This is a genomic window from Streptomyces sp. NPDC088733 (genome assembly GCF_044751185.1).
In the GTDB taxonomy this organism is placed as follows: domain Bacteria; phylum Actinomycetota; class Actinomycetes; order Streptomycetales; family Streptomycetaceae; genus Actinacidiphila.
The window spans coordinates 489521-509725 of sequence record NZ_JBIVLH010000001.1; the positions used below are offsets into that span (position 1 = coordinate 489521).

Annotated in this window: 21 protein-coding genes; 5 read left to right on the forward strand and 16 right to left on the reverse strand. The window is 72.6% G+C overall.

All coding sequences use genetic code 11. From position 1 onward, the window contains the following. Window positions 1–55 precede the first annotated feature (55 nt). The 4 genes from ACIP64_RS02210 to ACIP64_RS02225 form a co-directional block, all read right to left on the reverse strand. Window positions 56–463 carry a (deoxy)nucleoside triphosphate pyrophosphohydrolase gene (locus tag ACIP64_RS02210; protein ID WP_401580728.1) on the reverse strand — a complete coding sequence of 136 codons (408 nt, stop codon included), beginning with the start codon at window positions 461–463 and terminating at the stop codon, window positions 56–58. A 10-nt stretch (window positions 464–473) separates the two neighbouring features. Further along, entirely contained in the window at window positions 474–644 is a 171-nt protein-coding gene (locus tag ACIP64_RS02215) for an SPOR domain-containing protein (protein WP_384279148.1), read from the reverse strand. Continuing rightward, entirely contained in the window at window positions 641–1078 is a 438-nt protein-coding gene (locus ACIP64_RS02220) for an RpiB/LacA/LacB family sugar-phosphate isomerase (RefSeq protein ID WP_401580730.1), read from the reverse strand. Before ACIP64_RS02220 ends, ACIP64_RS02215 begins: the two co-directional genes overlap by 4 nt. 188 nt (window positions 1079–1266) lie before the next feature. Further along, window positions 1267–1992: an SDR family oxidoreductase gene (locus tag ACIP64_RS02225; protein ID WP_401580732.1), complete on the reverse strand. Its 726-nt coding sequence runs from the start codon at window positions 1990–1992 to the stop codon at window positions 1267–1269. A gap of 143 nt (window positions 1993–2135) precedes the next feature. Between ACIP64_RS02225 and ACIP64_RS02230 the strand changes: the two genes are divergently transcribed. Continuing rightward, on the forward strand, window positions 2136–2975 hold the full coding sequence (locus tag ACIP64_RS02230) for a helix-turn-helix transcriptional regulator (protein ID WP_401580734.1): 840 nt from the start codon (window positions 2136–2138) through the stop codon (window positions 2973–2975). A 242-nt stretch (window positions 2976–3217) separates the two neighbouring features. Here the strand turns inward: ACIP64_RS02230 and ACIP64_RS02235 are convergent, their stop codons facing one another. The 4 genes from ACIP64_RS02235 to ACIP64_RS02250 all read right to left on the reverse strand — a co-directional run bounded on the left by ACIP64_RS02235 (window position 3218) and on the right by ACIP64_RS02250 (window position 7678). Beyond that, window positions 3218–3973 carry a GntR family transcriptional regulator gene (locus ACIP64_RS02235; protein ID WP_401580735.1) on the reverse strand — a complete coding sequence of 252 codons (756 nt, stop codon included), beginning with the start codon at window positions 3971–3973 and terminating at the stop codon, window positions 3218–3220. Window positions 3974–4063: 90 nt separating this feature from the next. Beyond that, entirely contained in the window at window positions 4064–5350 is a 1287-nt protein-coding gene (locus ACIP64_RS02240) for a M14 family zinc carboxypeptidase (protein WP_401580737.1), read from the reverse strand. A 146-nt stretch (window positions 5351–5496) separates the two neighbouring features. Next, window positions 5497–6471, reverse strand: a complete 975-nt coding sequence (locus ACIP64_RS02245) for an LPXTG cell wall anchor domain-containing protein (protein ID WP_401580739.1) — start codon at window positions 6469–6471, stop codon at window positions 5497–5499. 154 nt (window positions 6472–6625) lie between these two features. Then, window positions 6626–7678 carry a carboxymuconolactone decarboxylase family protein gene (locus ACIP64_RS02250; RefSeq protein ID WP_401580741.1) on the reverse strand — a complete coding sequence of 351 codons (1053 nt, stop codon included), beginning with the start codon at window positions 7676–7678 and terminating at the stop codon, window positions 6626–6628. Window positions 7679–7879: 201 nt separating this feature from the next. On the opposite strand from ACIP64_RS02250, the gene ACIP64_RS02255 reads away from it, so the two are divergent. Together ACIP64_RS02255 and ACIP64_RS02260 are read left to right on the forward strand one after the other, a co-directional pair. Next, window positions 7880–9040: a sensor histidine kinase gene (locus ACIP64_RS02255; RefSeq protein WP_401580743.1), complete on the forward strand. Its 1161-nt coding sequence runs from the start codon at window positions 7880–7882 to the stop codon at window positions 9038–9040. Further along, window positions 9037–9786 (forward strand): response regulator, encoded by a 750-nt coding sequence (locus tag ACIP64_RS02260; RefSeq protein WP_401580745.1) that lies wholly within the window; start codon window positions 9037–9039, stop codon window positions 9784–9786. Before ACIP64_RS02255 ends, ACIP64_RS02260 begins: the two co-directional genes overlap by 4 nt. Here ACIP64_RS02260 and ACIP64_RS02265 read toward each other — a convergent pair. Further along, window positions 9714–10310, reverse strand: coding sequence for a hypothetical protein (locus ACIP64_RS02265; RefSeq protein WP_401580747.1), 597 nt, complete (start codon window positions 10308–10310; stop codon window positions 9714–9716). The genes ACIP64_RS02260 and ACIP64_RS02265 overlap by 73 nt on opposite strands. Window positions 10311–10533: 223 nt before the next feature. Here ACIP64_RS02265 and ACIP64_RS02270 point away from each other — a divergent pair, with 223 nt between their 5' ends. After that, window positions 10534–13116: an alkaline phosphatase D family protein gene (locus ACIP64_RS02270; RefSeq protein ID WP_401580749.1), complete on the forward strand. Its 2583-nt coding sequence runs from the start codon at window positions 10534–10536 to the stop codon at window positions 13114–13116. Between the two features lie 65 nt (window positions 13117–13181). Here the strand turns inward: ACIP64_RS02270 and ACIP64_RS02275 are convergent, their stop codons facing one another. Continuing rightward, on the reverse strand, window positions 13182–14417 hold the full coding sequence (locus ACIP64_RS02275; RefSeq protein ID WP_401580751.1) for an epoxide hydrolase family protein: 1236 nt from the start codon (window positions 14415–14417) through the stop codon (window positions 13182–13184). Window positions 14418–14468: 51 nt separating this feature from the next. Next, the gene (locus tag ACIP64_RS02280) at window positions 14469–14927 is read right to left on the reverse strand and encodes a nuclear transport factor 2 family protein (protein WP_360915061.1); all 459 of its coding nucleotides are present in this window, start codon (window positions 14925–14927) and stop codon (window positions 14469–14471) included. Between the two features lie 155 nt (window positions 14928–15082). Here ACIP64_RS02280 and ACIP64_RS02285 point away from each other — a divergent pair, with 155 nt between their 5' ends. Then, on the forward strand, window positions 15083–15664 hold the full coding sequence (locus tag ACIP64_RS02285; protein ID WP_401580752.1) for a Uma2 family endonuclease: 582 nt from the start codon (window positions 15083–15085) through the stop codon (window positions 15662–15664). A gap of 36 nt (window positions 15665–15700) precedes the next feature. Here ACIP64_RS02285 and ACIP64_RS02290 read toward each other — a convergent pair whose 3' ends face one another. The 5 genes from ACIP64_RS02290 to ACIP64_RS02310 all read right to left on the reverse strand — a co-directional run bounded on the left by ACIP64_RS02290 (window position 15701) and on the right by ACIP64_RS02310 (window position 20017). Then, on the reverse strand, window positions 15701–16753 hold the full coding sequence (locus ACIP64_RS02290; protein WP_401580754.1) for a zinc-dependent alcohol dehydrogenase family protein: 1053 nt from the start codon (window positions 16751–16753) through the stop codon (window positions 15701–15703). A 311-nt stretch (window positions 16754–17064) separates the two neighbouring features. Beyond that, a complete protein-coding gene (locus ACIP64_RS02295) occupies window positions 17065–18483 on the reverse strand; it encodes an ATP-binding protein (protein WP_401581150.1) in 1419 nt (472 codons plus the stop codon). Between the two features lie 295 nt (window positions 18484–18778). Continuing rightward, a complete protein-coding gene (locus tag ACIP64_RS02300) occupies window positions 18779–19015 on the reverse strand; it encodes a hypothetical protein (RefSeq protein WP_401580756.1) in 237 nt (78 codons plus the stop codon). A 211-nt stretch (window positions 19016–19226) separates the two neighbouring features. Next, complete coding sequence (locus tag ACIP64_RS02305) at window positions 19227–19475, reverse strand: Scr1 family TA system antitoxin-like transcriptional regulator (RefSeq protein ID WP_401580758.1); 249 nt, start codon at window positions 19473–19475, stop codon at window positions 19227–19229. Then, window positions 19472–20017, reverse strand: a complete 546-nt coding sequence (locus ACIP64_RS02310; protein ID WP_401580760.1) for a DUF6879 family protein — start codon at window positions 20015–20017, stop codon at window positions 19472–19474. The genes ACIP64_RS02305 and ACIP64_RS02310 overlap by 4 nt, the downstream gene beginning before the upstream one ends. Window positions 20018–20205: the final 188 nt, after the last annotated feature.

The window sequence follows — 20205 nt, forward strand, 5'->3', positions numbered from 1 at the left end:
TTCCGGTCCGCATATCGCGGGACGGCGGCGGGGGGTCCGGCGGCCGGAGGACGGCTCATCGGCGTGCGGACGCGCGTGCCGCCACCCAGGCCACGGCCGGCCGGTCCTGGTCCAGCCAGTCGACCTCGTCGACGCGGTCGGCGGCCAGCCAGCGCAGTTCGTCGTGGTCCTGGAGCGGCCGGGGCTCCCCCGCGAGGATGCGCGCCGTCCAGACGTGCAGGACGTACCCCGGTTTCAGCGGCCACTCGCCCGGGACGCGTTCCAGGGGCTCCGCCTCGATGCCGAGTTCCTCGCGCAGCTCCCGCACCAGCGCGTCCCGCGCGGTCTCGCCGGCCTCGGTCTTGCCGCCCGGCAGCTCCCAGCGGCCGGCCAGTTCCGGCGGGGCGGTGCGCCGGGCGGCCAGCAGCCTGCCGTCGTCGAGCAGGGCGGCACCGACCACCACGGTCACGTCACGCGTCGTCATGCGCGGAACCTTACGACGCGCGGCGGTCGATGCGCTCGATCAGGTAGAGCTGCTTGTGCCCCCGGGCGTCGAGGGTGTCCGCGACCCGCTCGGCCTCCTGGCGGGTGGCGTAGCGGCCGACGCGGTAGCGGTTGCCGTTGTCGTCCTGGCGTATGACGACCCACACCAGCTCGCCGCTCATCGGATCTCCTCCAGGTGCGCGACATTGGCGCGGTCGTCGTCCTCGGCGCTGGGCCGGCCCGCGAACCAGGCGTCGAGGATCTCCCGCAGCAGCGGTCCGCTGGTCAGCCGCAGGCTGAGCGCGAGGGCGTTGGCGTCGTTCCATGTGCGGGCGCCGTCGGCGGAGTACGCGTCGACGCACAGGGCGGCGCGGACGCCCGGCAGCTTGTTGGCGGCGATGGAGGCTCCCGTACCGGTCCAGCAGCAGACCACGGCGTGGTCGGCGCGGCCCTCGGCGACGTCCCGGGCGGCGCTCTCGGCGCTCCAGGCCCAGTCCTGGCGGTCACCGGCGCGCAGTGCGCCGTGCGGGAGGACGGTGTGGCCGCGGCCGCGCAGTTCGTCGACGAGCTGCCGCGCCACTGGCTCGTCCATGTCCGAGGAAACGGCGATGCGCATATGCCGGAGCCTACGCCTCAACGTGACGCGCCGGACACGTTCGGACGGTATTCGACTCGATCGGGCCATGTTCGATGGGGAGTTGACTCAGAAGGGCCACTCGTTCGCGCCCTTCGGGCTCCCCGCGCGCCCCGGCGGCGCCGCTCGGATCCCCAAGCGGCCGCCGGAGCAGGCGAAGTGACGGTGCATCACCAGGGCAGGACGCCGTTGCGGTCGAAGTAGCCGCCGGTCGGGCCGTCGGGGGCGACCGTCGCCATGCGGACGATGACCTCGGCGCCCTCCTCGACCGTCTGGAAGCCGGTGTTGCCGTTCAGGTCGGTCTTGGTGAAGCCGGGCTCCACGGAGTTGATCCGGAAGTGCGGGAGCGCCTTCGCGTACTGCACGGTGATCATGTTGACCGCCAGCTTCGACGCCGGGTAGTCCAGGCCCGGGAACATGTGGGCCGGCTGGTCGGGGTCGGTGACGTGGTGCAGCGAGGCCAGTCCGCTGCTGACGTTGACGACGACGGGAGCGGCGGACCTGCGCAGCAGCGGCAGGAAGGCGTGGGTGACCCGCACGACGCCGAAGACATTGGTCTCGAAGGTCTGCCGCATCGCGTCGGCGGTGGTCTCGACGGTGGGCACCACGCTGTTGTCCGGCCGGCGCACCTCGATGCCGGCGTTGTTGATCAGGACGTCCAGTCCGCCGTCGGCCTCGACCGTCCGCGCGGCGGCCGCCACCGAGGCGTCGTCGGTGACGTCGAGGACGACGAAGCGCGCACCCAGCCGCTCGGCGGCCTCCCGGCCGCGCCCGGCGTCCCGGGCGCCGATCCAGACGGTGTGGCCCTCGGCGATCAGACGGCGGGCGGTCTCGTACCCGAGGCCCTTGTTGGCGCCGGTGATGAGAGTGGTCGGCGTGGTCGGCATCGTCGGCATGGTCTTGCTCCTGTGGGGGTGTGGGAGGGTCGGTGACTGATGCCTCCAGCGTGCGGCGGGGGCCGCCGCGCAGACAGTCGTCCCGTGTTCCTGGGACTCGCGGTACCAGGGCGATCGAGCCCGCGCGGCGCACACTGGGGAGCATGGCGACAGCGGAGTTCGGCAGGGCGGTGCGCCGGTGGCGCGACCAGGTGTCCCCGGAGGCGGCCGGCCTGCCCGCGGGCGGTCACCGGCGTGCCGCGGGGCTGCGCCGGGAGGAACTGGCGCAGCTCGCGGGGATCTCCGTCGACTACGTCACCCGGCTGGAACAGGGCCGCGCCTCCAACCCGTCCGCCCAGGTCGTGGAGGCCATGGCGCGGGCGCTGCGGCTGTCGCCGACCGAGCGCGGCCACCTCTTCGAGCTGGCCGGGCTGGCGCCGCCGGGGCCCGAGACCGTCCCCGCGTACATCACCCCCAGCGTCCACCGGCTGCTGGACCGCATGACCGGCACACCCGTCGCGGTCTACGACGCCTCCTGGACGCTGCTCCAGTACAACCCGCCGTACGCGGCCCTGATGGGCGACCCCTCCGGATGGCGCGGCAACGACCGCAACGGCGTGTGGCGGCACTTCCTCGGTGCGGGCAGCCGCGCCCGGCTCACCCCGGAGGAGCTGGAGGCGTTCGAGACCGCGGTGGTCTCCGACCTGCGCGCGGCGGCCGCCCGCTACCCGTCCGACCAGCGGCTGCGACGCATGATCACGGAGCTGAGGGCGGGCAGCGAACGCTTCAGCGCGCGGTGGGACTCCGGCGCGATCGGCCGCCACGAAGCCGCGCGCAAGACCATCGACCATCCGGGGGTCGGCGCCGTGCGGCTGGACTGCGACGTGCTCACCGTGGCCGGCAGCGACCTGCGGATCATGGTCTACACCGCCGAACCCGGCACCGAGGACGCCGAACGCCTCTCCCTGCTCACCGTGCTCGGCACCCAGTCCCTCGTGGGCTGACCCGGCCCTGGCCGGGGGCGGGCGGCCTCCCGGTCGGTGGGTCGCCGACGCGTGCCCGGGGCCCGGTCCGCGGCCGCCGCGCGGACGGTTCACCGGGGCCCGCGCCGATCGTCGGGGCCGGGCGCGGCGGTCGGATCCCACTCCGGCCGGGACCGCGCCGCGGAAGGGACGGCGGGCCGGAAACGACCGCGGCGCCCACCGCGCCGGGACGTGCCGTCAGAGGGCGGACCGCGCCGCCGGGGTCACTTGACCGGCATGCGGTAGGACGCCCGGTAGCGCTCGGCGGGGACGATGATGTCCGCGGTCTCGACGGGCAGGCCCGAGGCGTAGAACGTGCGGCGGATCTCGATGACGACATGGCCGGGGACGCCGCCCAGCACCGCGGTCTCCTCCGCGAGCCCGGGGCGGGCGCCGACCTCCTCGGCGACGTTGTCGACGACGACGTCCAGCGCGGCCATGCGCTCGACCACGCCCTGCCCGGCCAGCGGACCCTCCTCCGGCAGCAGGACCGGGGTGCGTCCGGTGACCGACAGCGGTTCCCACGAGGTGGCGAGCATCATCGGCTCGCCCTCCGTGCGGTAGAGGTAGCGGGTGCGCATCACCCGGTCGCCGGGCTGGATGCCCAGCCGTTCGGCGACCCGCGGTCCGGCCGCGTCCTGGAAGCTGTTCGCCTCCCAGTTGCCCTTGAAGCTCTCGTCCGCCTGTTCCTGCCGGAACGGCGACGCCTGGCCGCCGCCCGGCCGGTAGCCGGTGCGGACGATCAGCCGCGGGTCGGGGCGCTCGCGGACGTACGTACCGGAGCCGGAGCGGCCCTCCACGAAGCCCTCGGCCATCAGGACCTTGCGGGCCTCCAGCGCGACGGTGTCCGACACCCCGTACTCGGCGCGGATGCGGGCCTGCGACGGCAGGCGGGTGTGCGGAGGGAGCGTGCCGTCGAGGATCTTCTGGCGGAGATCCCCGGCGACGCGAAGGTACGCGGGCTGCTCACCGAAAGGCACGTGCCCCTCCCTCGGGTTGACTGTGTGCAACAGCTTGGCAACACACCGTTGCCAGTCGCAAGTCTTGCCCATCGGATTACTTCTGTCGCGTCAACCCGGCAACAGCTCGAACGCCGCGAGGACCACCCTGGCGTGCTGCTCCGCCTGGTGCCTGACCGGGACCCAGCGCGCCCGGTGCGCGGTCTCGTACGCCCGGCACCAGTCCGCGACCAGGCGTTCCAGGCACTCGCGCACCGCGGCGGCCGGGACCTGGGACGGATCGGCGCCCCGGGCGAGTCGCAGCAGCATGGCCGCGGCGCGCAGCGGCAGCCGCTGCGCGTAGATCTCGACGCTGCTGACCCGGGCCCGGGTCATCGCGGGCAGCGGCGGCGCGGAGGCGGTGCGCAGCGCCGGGTCCCAGTCGGCGGCGAGCTGCGGGCCCACGGCGACGATCTCCTGCGCGGCGCGCAGCAGCGGCCCGCCGTCCCCGGGCAGGCAGGGCCGCAGCTCACCTATGAGCCCGCCGACGTGCTCGCTCGCCCGGCGCAGGGCGACGCCCGCGGCGCGCAGCGCCTCGTCGGCGGCGGGGTGCGGGGAGGTGTCGCCCGCGCGGTCGCAGGCCCACATCGGCACCTCCGCGATCGCGGTGATGCCGCCGTAGCGGTGGGCGTAGGTCCAGGTGGAGTTGCTGGCGTCCTCGCGCGGGCCGCCGGGGGGCGGCATCACGTAGACGCCGGGCCCGGGGCTCGGCCAGTGGAAGGCGTCGGACGAGCCGGCCTCCAGCGGGATGTCGAACTCGGCGGCCGATTTGGCGATCCGCTCGGCCAGCCGGGGGATGGCCCGGGTCACCTGGATGAAGCTGCCGCCGACGTCGATGCCGTGCAGCGAGCACTGGAGCACCGGGCGCAGTTCGTCGATGACCGCGATCAGCGCCCGGGTCTCGGGCAGCGCGCCGGCCAGTGAGCCGTCGTCGGGCAGCCACTCCGGCTGCTCGGCGGCGCGCGGCCGGAAGAAGTGCCGGTAGTGGCCGAGCATCGTGAACCGGCCGTCGGGAACGGCCTCGTTGAGCCGCGCGCCGTCCGGGTCGGCGCACAGCAGGAAGTGCCAGGCGGCGTCGGCGCCCTCGCGCAGCGCGGGGTCGGCGGCCACCCGCCGGGCCAGCCGGAGCGCGGTGGCGCCGCCGATCATCTCGTTGGCGTGCGGCCCGGCCACGACCAGCACGTTGCGCCGTCCGTGGCCCACCGACAGCAGGAGCAGCGGCTCGCCCGCCCGGGAGGTCCCCACCGTCCGTACCCGGCACAGATCGGGCCGGCGGAGGGTCAGCGCCCTGGCCGCCGCGTTCACCTCGTCCACGGTCGGGTAGCGGTCGCCGGCGGTGGTCTCCCCCGGATGTCTCATACAGCCCCCCCGCTGTGGTCGAACGGTCGCACTGGATTGTTCCAATGCCCGTCAACCCGGGGCTAGTACGCGTAGGCGTGGTCGCCGCACACGGATGAAGGGGGTACGGCGCCTGGCGCAGCCGTACCCCCTTCCCTGCCGGAGCGTCAGTGGCGACGGGCGGCCTGGCGGCGGCGCGAGGCGAAGACGACGCCACCGCCGGCGAGCAGCAGCAGCGCGGCGGCCGCGGAGACCATGCCGACGTTGCCGGAACCGGTCTCGGCGAGGTCGCCGGAGTCACCGTTCGGGGACTGGGCGGCGTCGACCGCGGGGCTGGAGTCCGACGCGGAGGCGGAGGCGGACGCGGACGCGGAGTCCGACGCCGAAGCCGAAGCCGACGGCGTCTCGGACTCGGTGACCGGAGCCGAGGTGGACGGCGTCGCCGAGACCGGCGGCGTCGTGGTCTCGTCGCCGCCGGACGGCGTGGTCGGCGGGGCGGTGGTCGGCGGCGTGGACGGCACGGTCTGCGTGCTGCAGTCCTTGGTGCCGCCGTTCCACCAGGCGATCTTCTTGTCGCCGATGACCGCGTGGTCCGGGCCCTCGGGCAGCGGCCCGTGCTCGTACCCGTCGTTGGCGTCCATGACGCCGTCGTACTTCTTGTTGCCGTAGTACAGGTCGACCTGGGCGAAGCAGGTGACGTCCGGGACGGCGACGTCGAGCGTGTCGGTGCCGTTGGTGATCGTCACGGTGTCCCAGTCGTGGAACACCTGCTTGCCGGAGGTCTCGAAGGTGGCGCCGTGCGTGCGGTACGAGGCCAGGGACACGGTGCAGGACGAGGAGCCGTCCGCGACGCGCACCTTGACGTGCACCTTTCCGTCCTCGGCGGGCTTGAGGGTGACGTCGTCGACCTTCACCGACGCGTACCAGTTGGTGCCGTCGAGCGAGAACTCGCAGCGGTCGGTGCTGGTCTTGGTGCCGCCTCCCTGCCCGGGCTTGTAGGTGTGGTGGCCGCCCTTGTCCCAGCCCTTGCCGCCGGGGCAGTCGCCCGCCCAGGCGGAGGTGGCACCGGCCGCGGAGAGGGCGACGGCGGCGGCACTCACACCGAGCAGCCGTCCGATGGTGACGCGTCGCGATATGGCCATGCGGAACCCAATCTTGCGTTGCGTGGCCCGGCGGGAGCGCGAAGGACGGCAGCTGCTTCCCCGTGTGCGAGCAGGCCGAGGCGTCGCCGGGCAGAGGTCGAGGTGCACACGGGGCTCTCCGGCCCCAGTGGCACCACGCATCGTCGTGTCTGCGTCAATGGCCTGTCAACCTGGCCCGCTGAAAAGGTCGTTGGATCGAGGTTTCGATCCGGGAAATGGCGGAAAGTGCGCCGAACGCGATCAGTCGCACCAGGTCCGCGTCGTACGGATCGGGGTCGGCGGCGCGCCAGGCCTCCACGTCCGCCTCGGTGATCCGGTACGGGGCCAGCGCGGCGAGCAGCACCAGCCGCGCCGCCGGGCGCTGGGCCGGGGGCAGCGGGGACGTCCGGTGCGCGATCCAGCCGCCGTCCAGCGGCGGGTGCGAGCCGTCCCACACGTCCACGGCGGCGGCCACGGCCTCCCGCGCCTGCACGCCGAGCCGTTCCCCGCCGCGCCCCGCCGCGACCCGCAGCGCGGCGAACGCGGTCCCCACGGGCGCCCCTTCGGCCCAGTCCGGCGGCGGCCCGGCCGGCACGCCGCGCAGCAACGGCAGGCTCGCGCCGGGCTCCAGTTCCCTGCGCACGGTGCGCCCCAGGGCCCGGCCCCCGGCGCTGCGCACCAGCCGCAGCCGCTGCAGTCCCGCGGGCAGCATGTCGTCGGTGAGCAGCGCCGACACCATGCGGTTGATGAAGTGGAAGGCCAGCGCGGTGCCGATGAACTCCGGTGCGTCCGCGGCGTCGAAGGGCCGGCCCGCCGCCTCGGGCGCGTCCGGCCCGAGCGCGGTCCTGGTCGCCTTCCCCCAGGCGAGCAGCGCGGCGTGCCCCGGGTCGGCGGGCGCGTCACCGCGGGCGACGGTCTCGGCGAGCCGGTGGTCGCCGGTGGCGTGCAGCAGGACGGTGTGCGCGTCCACGCAGAACGGGCAGCGGTTGGCCTGCGAGACCCCGAGCGCGACGAGTTCCTTCGCGGTACGGGAGGCGCGGCCCGCGAGCAGCGACTCGCGCAGCACGGCCCAGGTAGCGGCCAGCAGGTCGGGGGCGGGCGACAGCACCACGAAGGTGGGCGCCCGCCGGATGCCGAAGTCGGTCGCCAGCTGGGCGTACACCGCGGCGGACCGCCCGGTGAGCGTGTCCGGCGGCGCGGGGGTGGTGAGGCGGAAGGGTGCGGGCACGGGATGCCTCCTCCGGGGTCGTCGGCCCGTTCGCGGATCTCGATCGTGGACCCGGACCGGCCCCCGGGTCGTCGTCCCCGGGAAGTGACATGGCACTGCTGCACGGGCCGCGTGGCGGGGCGGCGCTACTCCCCGGGGAGTAGCGCGGGAGCCGTCTTCCAGGAGGACGTGCGGGGCGCGGGCCCCGGTTAAGGTGCCGTCATGGGAGGAGCCAGGCTGATCGCACGTCAGGTCCGCGAGTCGCCGCTGGACTTGCGGGGGTGGCAGGGCGTCCTCTTCGACGGGCTGCTCGGTCTCGTGCTCGTCGCCGACGTCCTGCTGCTGCCCGGGGTGCCGGCGCCCGCGGACGCGGTGGACCTCGTCCTCGCCCTCGTCGGCACGCTGGCCGTCAGCGGCAGCCGCCGCGCCCCCGTGTCCGCGCTGCTGCTGTGCACGGGCTGCATGCTGGCCTACGCGCTGCGGGTGCACCCGGGGCCGTCGGCGGCCTTCCCGGTGCTGGTCGCCGTGCACATCGCGGTCAGGAGCGGCGGGCGGCGGCTGCCGGTGAAGCTGGCGGTGCTCGCCTTCCTCGGCGGCTACCTGGCCTCCGGGCAGCCCGCGCCGACCGCGGCGCAGTCGACCGCGCTGCTGCTCGGCTGGTTCCTCGCCTCGGTCGCCATGGCGGTCGTGGGGCGGCACCGCCGCGCGTACCTGGAGCAGCTGGAACGGCGGGCACTGGAGGCCGAACGCACCCGCGAGGAGGCCGCCTTGCGCCGCGCGGGCGAGGAACGGCTGCGCATCGCACGGGAGCTGCACGACTCGCTGACGCACAGCATCTCGATCATCAAGCTCCAGGCGGGTGTCGCCGTCCATCTGGCCCGCAAGCGCGGCGAGGAGGCCCCCGAGGCGCTGCTCGCCATCCAGGAGGCGAGCGGCGAGGCCATGCGGGAACTGCGGGCGACGCTGGAGGTGCTGCGCGGCAGCGGGGGCGGCCACGGCGTGGACCGCATCGGGGACCTGGCCGAGCGCTCCCGGACCGCCGGGCTGCCCACCAGCGTCACCGTCAGCGGCCGGGAGCGGCCGCTCGCGGACGGCGTGGACCGGGCCGCGTACCGCATCGTGCAGGAGGCGCTGACCAACGTCACCCGGCACGCGGGACCCCGGCCGCGCGCCACCGTCCGCATCGAGTACGCCGACCGGCAGCTCGTCGTCCAGGTCGACGACGACGGCACCGCCGCGCCGGACGCACAGCCGGTGCCCGGCGTCGGCCTCACCGGCATGCGCGAGCGGGTCACCGCGCTCGGCGGGCGGCTGCGGGCCGGACCGCGGCCCGAGGGCGGCTTCACCGTACGGGCCGAACTGCCACTGGAGGCCGCGACATGATCCGGGTACTGATCGTCGACGACCAGGCACTGATGCGCGCCGGGTTCCGGGCCCTGCTGGACGCGGAGGAGGGGATCGAGGTCGTCGCCGAGGCGGCCGACGGGCAGGAGGCCGTCGCGCTCGCCGAACGGCATGTGCCCGACGTGGTGCTGCTCGACATCCAGATGCCCGTGCTCGACGGCATCGGTGCGACCCGGCGGATCGCCGCCGACCCGCGGCTGGCGGAGGTGCACGTCGTGATCCTGACCAACTACGGCCTGGACGAGTACGTCTTCGACGCGCTGCGCGCCGGTGCCAGCGGCTTCCTGCTCAAGGACACCGAGCCCGCCGACCTCGTCCAGGCCATCCATGTCGCGCAGCGCGGCGACGCGCTGCTGTCCCCGGCCATCACGCGCCGCCTGATCGCCGAGTTCGTCTCCCGGCCGCCGGACGCGGCGCACGCGGCGGGCCTGGAGGCGCTCACCAACCGCGAGCGCGAGGTGGTGGCGCTCGCCGCGCGCGGACTGGCCAACGACGAGATCGCCGCGCGCATGGTCATCAGCCCGCTGACCGCCAAGACCCACGTCAGCCGGGCCATGACCAAGCTGGGCGCCCGCGACCGGGCCCAACTGGTCGTGTTCGCCTACGAGTCGGGGCTGATCACGCCCAAGTCCCCGGTCGCCGGACAGCAGCCCTACGCGCCGGCCGGCTCCGCGGCCTCGGCGGCGTCAGCGGTCTCCGCCGATTCGTCGGCCTTCTCGAAGTAGGTGTCGAGCACGGCGTCGAGCTCCTCGGACCAGGTCTTCAGCCGGCTCCTGGAGGGCGCCTCGACCCAGGTCTCGTACCAGCGCCGCGGCGAGAGGTAGACCGTCACACCGAACCGGCGCCCCCACCGCGGGGCGTCGACCTCGACCGCGCCGATCTCGTCCCAGCCGAACTCGGCCTCGGTGTCGTCGAGCCGGAACGTGACGCCGTCCCGGTCCGCCCGGATCGAGCCGCGGCGGTCGGCGACCTCGAACTCCGGTCCGCCGGCCGGCTCCGCGTCGCTGCGCGGGGCCTCCTCGACGGCGGGCTCCTCGACGGAGCTGTCGTCGCCGGTGTCCTCGGCGGTGTCTTCCACGGGGGTCGGGGCGTCGTCCGGCGCGGGCGCCGCCTTCACCAGGTCCGCGGACGGCTCCGCGGACGTGACCTGGGGCTCGTCCGGCTCCGGCACGGCGATGCCGGGGACGTACGCCGGATCGATGCCGGCCGCCTGTACGAGCGGGATGTTCGAACCTCTGCTCTGCTCCACGGCGGGCAGTATGGCCCATCGGGCTGTGCCCGCGACACTCGCCCCGGCCCGGGGCGCGCACGTGTCGCGCCCTCCCGGCCGGCGGATGGCGGAACGTTCCGGCGGCGGACCGGCCCGCCCGCCTGCCGCGCGGCGGCCGGCAACATCGCCCGGTGGCCTGTCGTGACCGGTCCATTCATGATCACGCAACCGGGGCGGCACCTGCCCGGACAACCCTCGACGCATGACCGACACACCTACGATCGTTCCCTTCGACCGCCGGAAGTTCCTGGCGGCGGCGGGCGGCACCACCCTCGGCGCCGTCGCCGCAGGCCAGTTGGCCATCGGAGCCGCCTCGGCCGCCGACGGCGGGACGGGAACCGCCACCGCCGCCACCGGCCCGTCGGGCGTCGTCGACCCGGCCCCCTTCCTGCTCGGTGTCGCCTCCGGCGACCCCGACGAGGACAGCGTCGTGCTGTGGACGCGGCTCGTCACCGACCCGCTCGACGCGGAGACCGGCGGCATGGCACCCGTGCCGGTCAAGGTGAGCTGGGAGCTGGCGCGGGACGAGGAGTTCCGCCACATCGTCGACGACGGTCACACCGAGGCCGTCCCCGAGTCCGCGCACAGCGTGCTCGTCGAGGCGAGGCACCTGACGCCCGACACCTGGTACTGGTACCGCTTCCAGGTCAACGGGACCTACAGCCGCACCGGCCGTACCCGCACCCTGCCGAAGCCCGGTTCCCCGGCCGACCAGCTGCGCTTCGCCTTCGTGTCCTGCCAGAGCTGGGCCGGCGGCCACTTCGCGGCCTACCGCGACCTGGCCGGGCAGGAACTCGACTTCGTCATGCACCTCGGCGACTACATCTACGAGACCGCCGACGGCAGCCTGACCGAGTTCCGCCGGCTGCACGCCCTGTACAAGAGCGCCCCCGAACTCCGCGACGCCCACGCCCGCTTCCCGTTCTTCGTGACCTGGGACGACCACGAGGTCCAGAACAACTACGCGGGCGATGTCGCGGGCGGCGCCGGCGACGGGCGGCCGTTCCTGGAGCGCCGGGCCAACGGCTACCAGGCGTACTACGAGCACCTGCCGCTGCGCCGGGAGCAGCGGCCCGAGGGCCCCGACGCGCTGATGTACCGCAGGTTCGACTTCGGGCGGCTGGCCGGGTTCAGCGTCCTGGACACCCGCCAGTACCGCACCGATCAGCCGTGCGGCGACGGCCGGAAGACGCCCTGCGAGGCGGTCGGCGACCCGGCGGCCACCCTCACCGGCCCGGAGCAGGAGAAGTGGCTGCTCCGGGGTCTGCACAAGTCCGGCGCGCAGTGGAACGTCATCGCGCAGCAGACCATCATGGCCGCGTTCGACTACGACCTGGGCCCGTCGAAGATCGTCAACCTCGACCAGTGGGACGGCTACCCCGCCGCCCGCTCCCGGATCCTGGACTTCCTGGACACCGAGCGCCCCCAGAACCCGGTGGTCCTCAGCGGCGACTGGCACACGCACTGGGTCAACGACCTCAAGAAGGACTTCGACGACCCGGCCTCCCGCACCGTCGCCACCGAGTTCGTCGGCACGTCCATCTCCTCGGGCGCGAGCTGGGACGCGGACGTCCGGGCGGGTCTTGCGGCCAACCCGCACGTGAAGTTCTACAACGGCACCTACCGCGGCTATGTGATCTGCGACGTCACACCGGAGCGCTGGCGCGCCGACCTGCGGATCGTGCTGAGCGCCGGCGACGCCGCGTCCCCCGCGTACACGATCGCCGCGTTCGAGGTGCTCGACGGCGTCCCCGGCGCCCGCCGGGTCGACGGCGCGGGCGACGGCCTGTCCGGCCGGATCACCGACAGCGCGACCGGCACCCCGCTCACCAACATGCGCGTCAAGGTGCTGGACTCGGCCGGCAAGGCGGTCGTGTCGAGCACGACCGGCGCGGACGGCGAGTTCCTCGCCTTCGCCGTCCCCGGCGTCTACACCGTGGCCGCCGACGGCGTCGGTTACGACCCCGTCCAGGTGACCGCCACCGTGCAGGACGGCGCGCAGACCCGCGTCACCCTGCGCGCGGACCGCGCGCGGGCGCGCGCCGGCACGGGAACCACTATCCCCGGCCCCGTGGCCGAGGGCCTGGTCTCCGACCTGGTGATCTCCAACGACCAGCTGGCCCTGGCGATCTCGGCCGGTTCCGAGGACTCGCAGCTGACCCCCGTCACCCTCGGCAAGCCGCGCGACATGGCCGCCGTGGGCCACCTGGACCAGATCGACTGGTTCAACCTGCCCTACGCGTCGGCCGCCCAGCCGCGCGGCTCGAACGCCTGGCAGCAGCGCACCGTGAAGTCGACGTCGGTCCAGGTGGTCTCCTCGACCGGCGCCGAGGCCCGGATCAGGGCCACCGGCGCGAGCACCGCGTTCCCGGACGTCGCGGTGGTCACCGAGTACTCCGTCCGCGAGGGCGAGCGCTGGATCACCGCCGAGAGCGTCTTCACCAACCGCGGCACGGTGGCCCGCACCCTGTGGATCGGCGACGTGATCGACCACGACGGAACGGGCCAGCGCAGCGGCGTCCCCGGCCACGGCACCATCACCACCGGCACGCCCGCCGACTACGCGCCCACCGCGCCGTGGATCGGCATGACCGGGGCCGACAGCCAGACGTACGGCCTGCTCTACGAGGACACCGCGTTCACCGCGTACGCGTGCGACATCTGGGCGATGAGCCAGCGCCAGGTCACGATCGAGCCGGGGGCGGCCTGGACCCTGCGCCGGCGGATCACCGCGGTCGACAACCGGGCCTCGCTCGACCCGTTCGCCGTGCTGAACACGCTCTGACCGGCCGGGCCGGCGAGGCGGTGGCAGCGCCGCCTCGCCGTCCCCGGGGCCCGGCCGGCTCCGGGTCAGCGCAGTTTCCTGAAGGTTCCCCGCAGGTCGGAGACGAAGGCCTCGGTGTTCTCGTAGTGCACGAAGTGGCCCCCCTTCTCATGGGCGTTGACGTTGATCGCGTTGAACGCGGCACGGGTCGGCCCGTTCTCGAACGCGGCGATGCGCTCCTCGACGGTGCGGACGCCGGGCGGGTAGGCGTCACCGAGGAGGAAGGTGAAACCGGCCGGCGGCTCGACGGTCGGCCGGCGGTCGTGCGAGGGCACCCACGGGTAGCGCACCGCGTTGCGGTACATGCGGATGGACGAGCCGATGGACTCGGTCACCCAGAAGGTGGTGGCCTGCGTGAGGACGAAGTCGCGGGGGAACGCCGCCTCGAAGTCCCCGTTCTTGTCGCTCCACTTCCGCCACCGCTGGAGCAGCCAGGCCAGCATGCCGATCGGCGAGTCGTTCAGACCGTGGGTGAGGGTCGACGCGTCCAGCATGTGCGCGGTGACGTGGGAGACGTACGTGGTGACGAAGTCCTCCATGCCCGCGCGCAGTTCCGGTGAGGCGTCCGCGGGGATCGTGGCCCCGTCGGTCACGTCCCAGAACCGCTCGTTGGCGAACATGCCCGGGGGCAGGTCCTGCCCGTAGTGCAGGCCGATGATGCTGTCCGCGTACTTGTGGCCGAGCGCGCTCGCGACCAGAGAGCCGTAGTCGGAGCCCGCCACGGCGTACTTCTCGTAGCCCAGCGTCTCGGTCATCAGCGTGTGCAGGATGTCGGCGATCTTCCAGTAGTTGAGATCGCCCCTGGTGAGCGGGGTGGACCAGGCGAAACCGGGGAGGTTCGGCACGACGACGTCGAAGGCGTCCGCCGCGTCGCCGCCGTGGGCGACGGGGTCCGCCAGCGGGCCGACGACCGGAAGACTGAACTCACCGGGCCACGGCCAGCCGTGCAGGACCATGACGGGGATCGCGTCCGTGCCCTTGCCGCGCTCGTGGACGAAGTGCACGGGCGCGCCGTCGATCTCGACCTTGTGCTGGTTGAAGGAGTTCAGCCGCGCCTCCTGCGCCCGCCAGTCGAAGCCGTCGGCCCAGTACTCCACGAGCGGCCTGAGGTAGGCGGTGCTCACCCCGTAGTACTCCTCCTCGTTGTCCAGGTCGTCGAAGAAACGGGTCCTCCGCAGGCGGTCCTTGAGGTCGTCCAGGACGTCCTGCGGGACGTCGATCCGGTACGGGGCGAGCGCGGCGCGCTCGGTGTTGTCGCTCACAGTCGTGCTTCCTTCGCGTAGGGGGGTGGTGGGAGGGGGCGTCGGCCGGCGTCAGTCGCTGAAGTCGAGACGGATCCGGGTCTGCTCGAGCTCGGCGATGAACCAGGAACCGCCGGTCCTGACGAAGCGCACGCGGTAGTGGCCGTAGCCGTGCATGCCCCGGAAGGGGACGGCCTCGGACACGGGGGCGTCCGCGGGGCGGGTCACGATGTCCTCCATCGCCCATACACCCCGGGCGGCGGTCGCCGAGGCGACGTCGATCTCGTCGGAGAACAGGTGGTGGATCAGGGTGACGCCGGGGCCGCCGCTGGAGCCGACGGTCGCCACGATCTGCTCGCGGCCCTCCATGCGCAGCCACACCGAACCGTCCGGCTTGCGCGGGGTGAAGGTGCCGTCCGGCGTGAACAGGCCCGCCAGGTCCTGCCAGCGCTGGTGGTCCGCGTAGCGGACGTAGCGCGCCATCAGACGGCGAAGATCCTCGGTGATGCTCAGACGCTCTGCGGTATCCATGGGTCGACCACCTCTTCTGGACTGGCTGGTCCACCCATCGTGCGGAGAAAAGATTGGACCGGCAAGTCCAGAAATGAGGCGGGATAGGAGACGCGGCCCCGGACGGCGCGACCGGCTTCATGGTCCGGTCCCCGCGGAATCGCTACCGTTGAGCCATGACCGCGCTGCCCGACTGGATGTGGCCGCCGCGCGCGGAAGGCTGGTTCGCGGAGGACCTGGACCGCCTCCCCGAGGCACCTCGCCACACAGAGCTGATCGACGGAGCACTCGTCTTCCCGTTGGCGCCGCAGCGGGCCTGGCACGGCCGCCTCGTCACCGCCCTGACCGCCACGCTCATGGCGCAGGCGCCGGTCGGCTTCGAGGTCGAGCGCGAGATGACGATCCGCCTCGACGCAAGGAACCGCCCCGAGCCGGACCTCTTGCTGACGGACCTGCCCTACGACCCGGACCGCACCTGGTACGCCCCGGAGGACGTCAAGCTCGTCATCGAGGTCGTCTCCCCCGAGTCCGCCCACCGCGGCCGCACGGTGAAGCCGCGCAAGTACGCGGAGGCCGGCATCCCGCACTACTGGTGCATCGAGGACGAGGACGGGGCACCCGTCGTCCACGTCCATGAACTCGACTCACCCACCGGCGCCTACGCACCCGCCGGCATCTTCCGAGGCACCCTCCGGCGCCCGGTGCCCTTCGGGATCAGCCTGGACCTGGGCACGCTCACGCCGCCGCGCACCGGCTGACCAGCAGCCGGCCCCTCGCGCAGTCCGTTCGCCGGATCAGTCGCCGTCGAGGACGAAGAGCGGCTTGGTGCCCCGTGCGGGTGCTTCGGCGACCGCGACGGCCTCCGCGAAGCGGTCCAGCGGGAACGGCCGTCCCTGGGGGATGCTCAGCACGCCCTCGGCGACGAGATCGCGCACCTGGGCCAGCGCGCGCAGCGCCTCCTCGGGTGCGGCGGTGCCGAACCAGCGGTTCAGCCAGAAGCCGCGGACCGCCTTGGTCTCGTAGATGACCGAGCGTGCCGCCAACGGGATGGTCAGCGCCGCCGGGTCGGTCTGCCGGTGGGTGGAGAGCGCGCCGTAGACCACGACCTCGCCGCCCGGAGCCAGCGCCTGGGACACCTGGGCGCCGACCGGGCCCGCGACGCAGTCGACGGCCTTGCGCACCCCGGCCGGTCCGGCGATCTCGGCCACGCGCCGCACCAGGTCCTCGTCCTCGGTGCAGATGACCTCGTCACCGCCCAGCGCCTTGATCTCCTCGACGGCGTCGCGCCGCCGCACGACATTGATCGTGCGGATGCCCAGGTGCCGGGACAGCTGGATGACGAGCCGGCCGACGGTGGAGCCCGCGGCCGTCTGCAGCAGCCACTCCCCCGGCTGGACGTCGAGTTCGCGCGTCACGAGGAGCAGCGCGGTCAGCGGGTTGACGGCGAGCTGGCAGGCGCTGGAGTCGCTCAGCCCGTCGGGGACCGCCAGGAGCCTTCGTGTGTCGGCGACGAGGTACTCCTGCCAGGTGCCGGCCACCGCCGGGCCGGGTACGGCGGGAACGGCGGCGACCACCACCCGCTCGCCGACCGCCGGCCCCTCGGTGTCCGGTCCCAGGGCCTCGACGCGGCCCACGCACTCCATGTGACCGCCCACGACGGGGAATTCGGGGGAGAAACCGTAGCGGCCGCGCAGCACGTGCAGATCACTGGCGTGAATCGGCGTCGCCCGCACACGGATCAGCGCCTGGCCGGCCTCCGGCGTGGGCACCGGCCGGGACTCCAGCCGCAGGACGTCACCGGGCTCGCCGACTTCGCCGGCCACGAGCGCACGCATGGATGGGGGCATGAGGGGGGACCTTTCGTCTCGCAACGCCCGGCGAACTCGGCGGGCGTTCCGCACAGGAACAATGCTGCGCCGGCATCGTCGTCGGCGCCTCCAGGAATCGGGGCCGGAGAGCCCCCCTCAACCGCGACCGGCTTCCGTTGCCGCGCATCGGCCTGCGGCCTCCTCGCGGCGGGGCCCCTGCGGCAAGAATCTCCAGCGTTCCCGATGAAAGAACCGTAACACGTTTACTTATGTCAAGGTCTGGGGTGCGGGCACCCGCCGGAAGCAATGGAGCGCGCAGACGAGCCGGCCACCATCGGGGGTGGCGCCGCTCACAGCGGCCAAGCGGTGAGCAGGTCGCCGGGGCCGTAGGCGGCATCGAGGCCCGGAGAGTCGACTCCGCTGCGCGAGACCGCCACGACGGGAACGGGTTGGTCGGTGAGGGCGGCCCGGTGCCGATGGAGAGCGGCCGAGTCGTGCCGGTCGAAGGGCGACCGCTCCAGCCACTTGATGGAACCGACGAAGAGCAGCTCCTTGGCGACAGGGGCGCGGTCCGCCCCGACGATATCGATCTCGATGTCGTTGGTACGGGTCCAGTAGCCCCCCACCGCGGGGGCTGCCGGCAGCCTGTCGTCGGGCAGTATCCGCGCCAGGGCCTCGCGGACCAGGGGCTCGACGGCCCGGCCACGCCAGCTGGACCAGCCCTCCCGGATCCGCGCCAGAGTCAGATCGCCGCGCCCCCGCTCGATCTCCTCCATGGACGGGCCGAGAAATCGCAACCAGAACCGCAGGTACGGATCCGCCACCCGGTAGCGGCGGTCCTTCGACGGACGCGGCGACACGGGCAGTTCCGCGGCGACGATCCGTTTGTCCGTGAGCAGTTCCAGCGCCCGTTGCAGCGGCGTGGCCCCGATCCCACCGGCCGCACGGGCGATGTTGGTGAAGGTCCGCTCGCCACTGCCGATGGCCGCCAGCACCGTGCGCGCCTGGGCCTGCGGGGGGAATTCGGCAGCCTGTGAGCGCTCGGCCGACACCAGCAGGGCCGACACCGGGTCGCTCAGCGCCTCGCCGAGGAAGTCCCACACCCCGGCCCCGTGCGGCCATTCCGCGCAGATCAGCGGCAGCCCGCCGGTGACCAGCGCGGCGTCGAAGGCTTCCGCCGGATCCAGCCCGAGCATCCGCCCCACCTCGGCGGGGTTCAGCGGACCCAGAACCATCTCCCGGCCGCGCTGATGGAAGGGGCGTCCGTAGCTGTTCAGCGCCTCCATCATCGACAGATCGGAGCCGATGAGGACCAGCAGAACCGGCTTGGCCTCCAGGACCCGGTCCCAGGCCCGTTGCAGCATCCCCTCAAAAGCACCGTCGGCATCCATCAGGTACGGCACCTCGTCGATGACCAGTACGCTCGCCCGGTCTGCGGGCAGCGCCGCGGCCAGCACATCGAATGCGGCGTCCCAGCTCTCCGGCCGCGCGGCGGCCACCAGCCCGGCCAACGGCAGCGTCGACGCCTGTGCGTCCCGCGCCAGCCGGGCCAGATCGGCCCGGGGAGACGCGCCGGTCGCCGCGTAGAACAGGAACGGCATTCCGGAATGCTCCGCGAACCTCTCGACCAGCCGCGACTTGCCCACCCGGCGCCGCCCGCGCAGCATCACGCACCGACCGGGCCGCTCCCCGCCAACCCCGGCCACGACCTTCTGGAGCTCTCGCTCCAGCGTCGCCAGCTCCTGCCCCCGACCCACAAAATCGACCATGTCCGCCACCTCCACGGACCACACTAACATTCATGTTGGCAACATGGACGTTAGTAACCTGGCCCAAATGACCCATGGCCCGAGTCCTGAACGCGCACCCCCCGCACTGTCCGCGAACCGCAGGAAGCAGACCCGGAACATGCCCCAGGGAATTCATTCTTCCCGCGCCGCATTTCGGCCTGCTTTCGCGGCCGGATCGACCCCGGGCCCGAGGCAAAGGGGTCCGTCCCGGAGCGGGAGGAAAACAGAGAAGCCCGCCCCATTTCGTGGGGCGGGCCATTCTTTGTTTCACGCCTCAAGAAGACTTCTTCACCTCGCCGGGGACGGTCTTGACGCGAGGGATTCTCAGGCTGAATCCATCGGGACCGCCCCACTCGACCACCAGCCGAGTTGCGTTGAAGGTGGCGGAGGCGTGCATGCTCCCGTCCTTCTTCTTCTCGAACTTGAGGTCCTTGGCGACCTTGACCACCTCGGCCAGGAGCGAGGCCATCTGCCCTTGCGGCGTGTCCTTGATTTCCTTCTTCAGGTCCATGAGCGTTTCCCCCCAAGGGTCGGCACGGCTACCACCGTGACGTTCGTACGGCCCTCAGGCTCCAGGGCCTCTTTACGGCTCTCGGCCGTACTCCACTGTAGGACATCACGGACCGTACCCGCCAAGGCTTCGGGCAGCCCCACTCCATCCTTCGAGAGCCGTCATCGCCCGAACCATGGCCTTGAAATTCTCGTTCACATTTGGCGTGTTCTCATCCAAGGCGGGCAGTCGGATCACATTCTTGTTCAGACAATACGGCTCGGACGTACTCGGGGGTCTGGAGGAGGCCCGGGATCAGGGGGATGCGCTCCACCTCCACCACGCTCGGCGCAGCACGACCGTTCTCGATCTTGCTGAGCTTGCTGGTGGACATCACGGCGCTGCGGGCGACAGCCTTGGCTTCCTTGCCGGATGCCTGCCGTGGCGCCCCCAGCGCCGCACCCGGCTCTGCTCGGTTCACTCCGCCCCGTGCTCTTCCCACCACTCCGGAAACGGCACCGACTGCGCCAGCGCGATGTCCCGGTGGGTGGCGAACTCGAACTCCGCCTCGGTGGGCAGCTCGTCCTTGGCGGGCAAGAAGGTGGGACCGAGGAAGGCCCCGGCCTTGTCGTAGTTCAGGACGACCGGCTCGCAGCCGTCGAACAGCCAGAAGTCCGGCACGCCTTCCAGCGGGTTCGGGCGGTCAGTGGTGTCGAGGATGAAGAACTCCTCGCCGGCTGTCATGTTCGTCAGGTAGCCCCAGCCCAGCTCATAGCGCAGGTAGGGCGTCAGCGGCCGGGACACGATGTGTACCCGCTTCATGTGCTTGCCGCTCTCGGTTGCGCGGCGCACCGTCTCCAGCCAGGCCGCGTTGTAGTCCTCCGGCTTCGGCTCCCCTGCCAGGAAGGCCCGGTAGGCGGCGGAGTCATCGGACTTCCCGTAGTCGTCCAGGGTCTCCAGGCGAAACGCCGCCGACTCGAAGGAGGAGAAGCGGGCGGCCAGGTTGTCGGATGCGCTGATCACGGCGGACCTTCCGGAAGAGTTCAACGGGGATCTCGACGACGGTCTCGTGCGCCGGTAGCTCCAGCCCGTGATCGGCCGCTCGACAGTCGCCCGAAGGGGCGCAAGAACCACAGGTCAGGCCTCCTGACGCAGCGTCAGGAGGCCTGACCCAATGGAAGGAAACAGGAAGGGGCCAGACCTTTCGATCT

What these genes read in the sequence shown, in the direction of transcription:
- ACIP64_RS02240 (WP_401580737.1), bottom strand. Translation starts at nt 5,350, where the DNA reads ATGAGACATCCGGGGGAGACCACCGCCGGCGACCGCTACCCGACCGTG.
- ACIP64_RS02230 (WP_401580734.1), top strand. Translation starts at nt 2,136, where the DNA reads ATGGCGACAGCGGAGTTCGGCAGGGCGGTGCGCCGGTGGCGCGACCAG.
- ACIP64_RS02220 (WP_401580730.1), bottom strand. Translation starts at nt 1,078, where the DNA reads ATGCGCATCGCCGTTTCCTCGGACATGGACGAGCCAGTGGCGCGGCAG.
- ACIP64_RS02255 (WP_401580743.1), top strand. Translation starts at nt 7,880, where the DNA reads ATGGGAGGAGCCAGGCTGATCGCACGTCAGGTCCGCGAGTCGCCGCTG.
- ACIP64_RS02225 (WP_401580732.1), bottom strand. Translation starts at nt 1,992, where the DNA reads ATGCCGACGATGCCGACCACGCCGACCACTCTCATCACCGGCGCCAAC.
- ACIP64_RS02245 (WP_401580739.1), bottom strand. Translation starts at nt 6,471, where the DNA reads ATGGCCATATCGCGACGCGTCACCATCGGACGGCTGCTCGGTGTGAGT.
- ACIP64_RS02260 (WP_401580745.1), top strand. Translation starts at nt 9,037, where the DNA reads ATGATCCGGGTACTGATCGTCGACGACCAGGCACTGATGCGCGCCGGG.
- ACIP64_RS02210 (WP_401580728.1), bottom strand. Translation starts at nt 463, where the DNA reads ATGACGACGCGTGACGTGACCGTGGTGGTCGGTGCCGCCCTGCTCGAC.
- ACIP64_RS02280 (WP_360915061.1), bottom strand. Translation starts at nt 14,927, where the DNA reads ATGGATACCGCAGAGCGTCTGAGCATCACCGAGGATCTTCGCCGTCTG.
- ACIP64_RS02285 (WP_401580752.1), top strand. Translation starts at nt 15,083, where the DNA reads ATGACCGCGCTGCCCGACTGGATGTGGCCGCCGCGCGCGGAAGGCTGG.
- ACIP64_RS02300 (WP_401580756.1), bottom strand. Translation starts at nt 19,015, where the DNA reads ATGGACCTGAAGAAGGAAATCAAGGACACGCCGCAAGGGCAGATGGCC.
- ACIP64_RS02270 (WP_401580749.1), top strand. Translation starts at nt 10,534, where the DNA reads ATGACCGACACACCTACGATCGTTCCCTTCGACCGCCGGAAGTTCCTG.
- ACIP64_RS02215 (WP_384279148.1), bottom strand. Translation starts at nt 644, where the DNA reads ATGAGCGGCGAGCTGGTGTGGGTCGTCATACGCCAGGACGACAACGGC.
- ACIP64_RS02290 (WP_401580754.1), bottom strand. Translation starts at nt 16,753, where the DNA reads ATGCCCCCATCCATGCGTGCGCTCGTGGCCGGCGAAGTCGGCGAGCCC.
- ACIP64_RS02295 (WP_401581150.1), bottom strand. Translation starts at nt 18,483, where the DNA reads ATGGTCGATTTTGTGGGTCGGGGGCAGGAGCTGGCGACGCTGGAGCGA.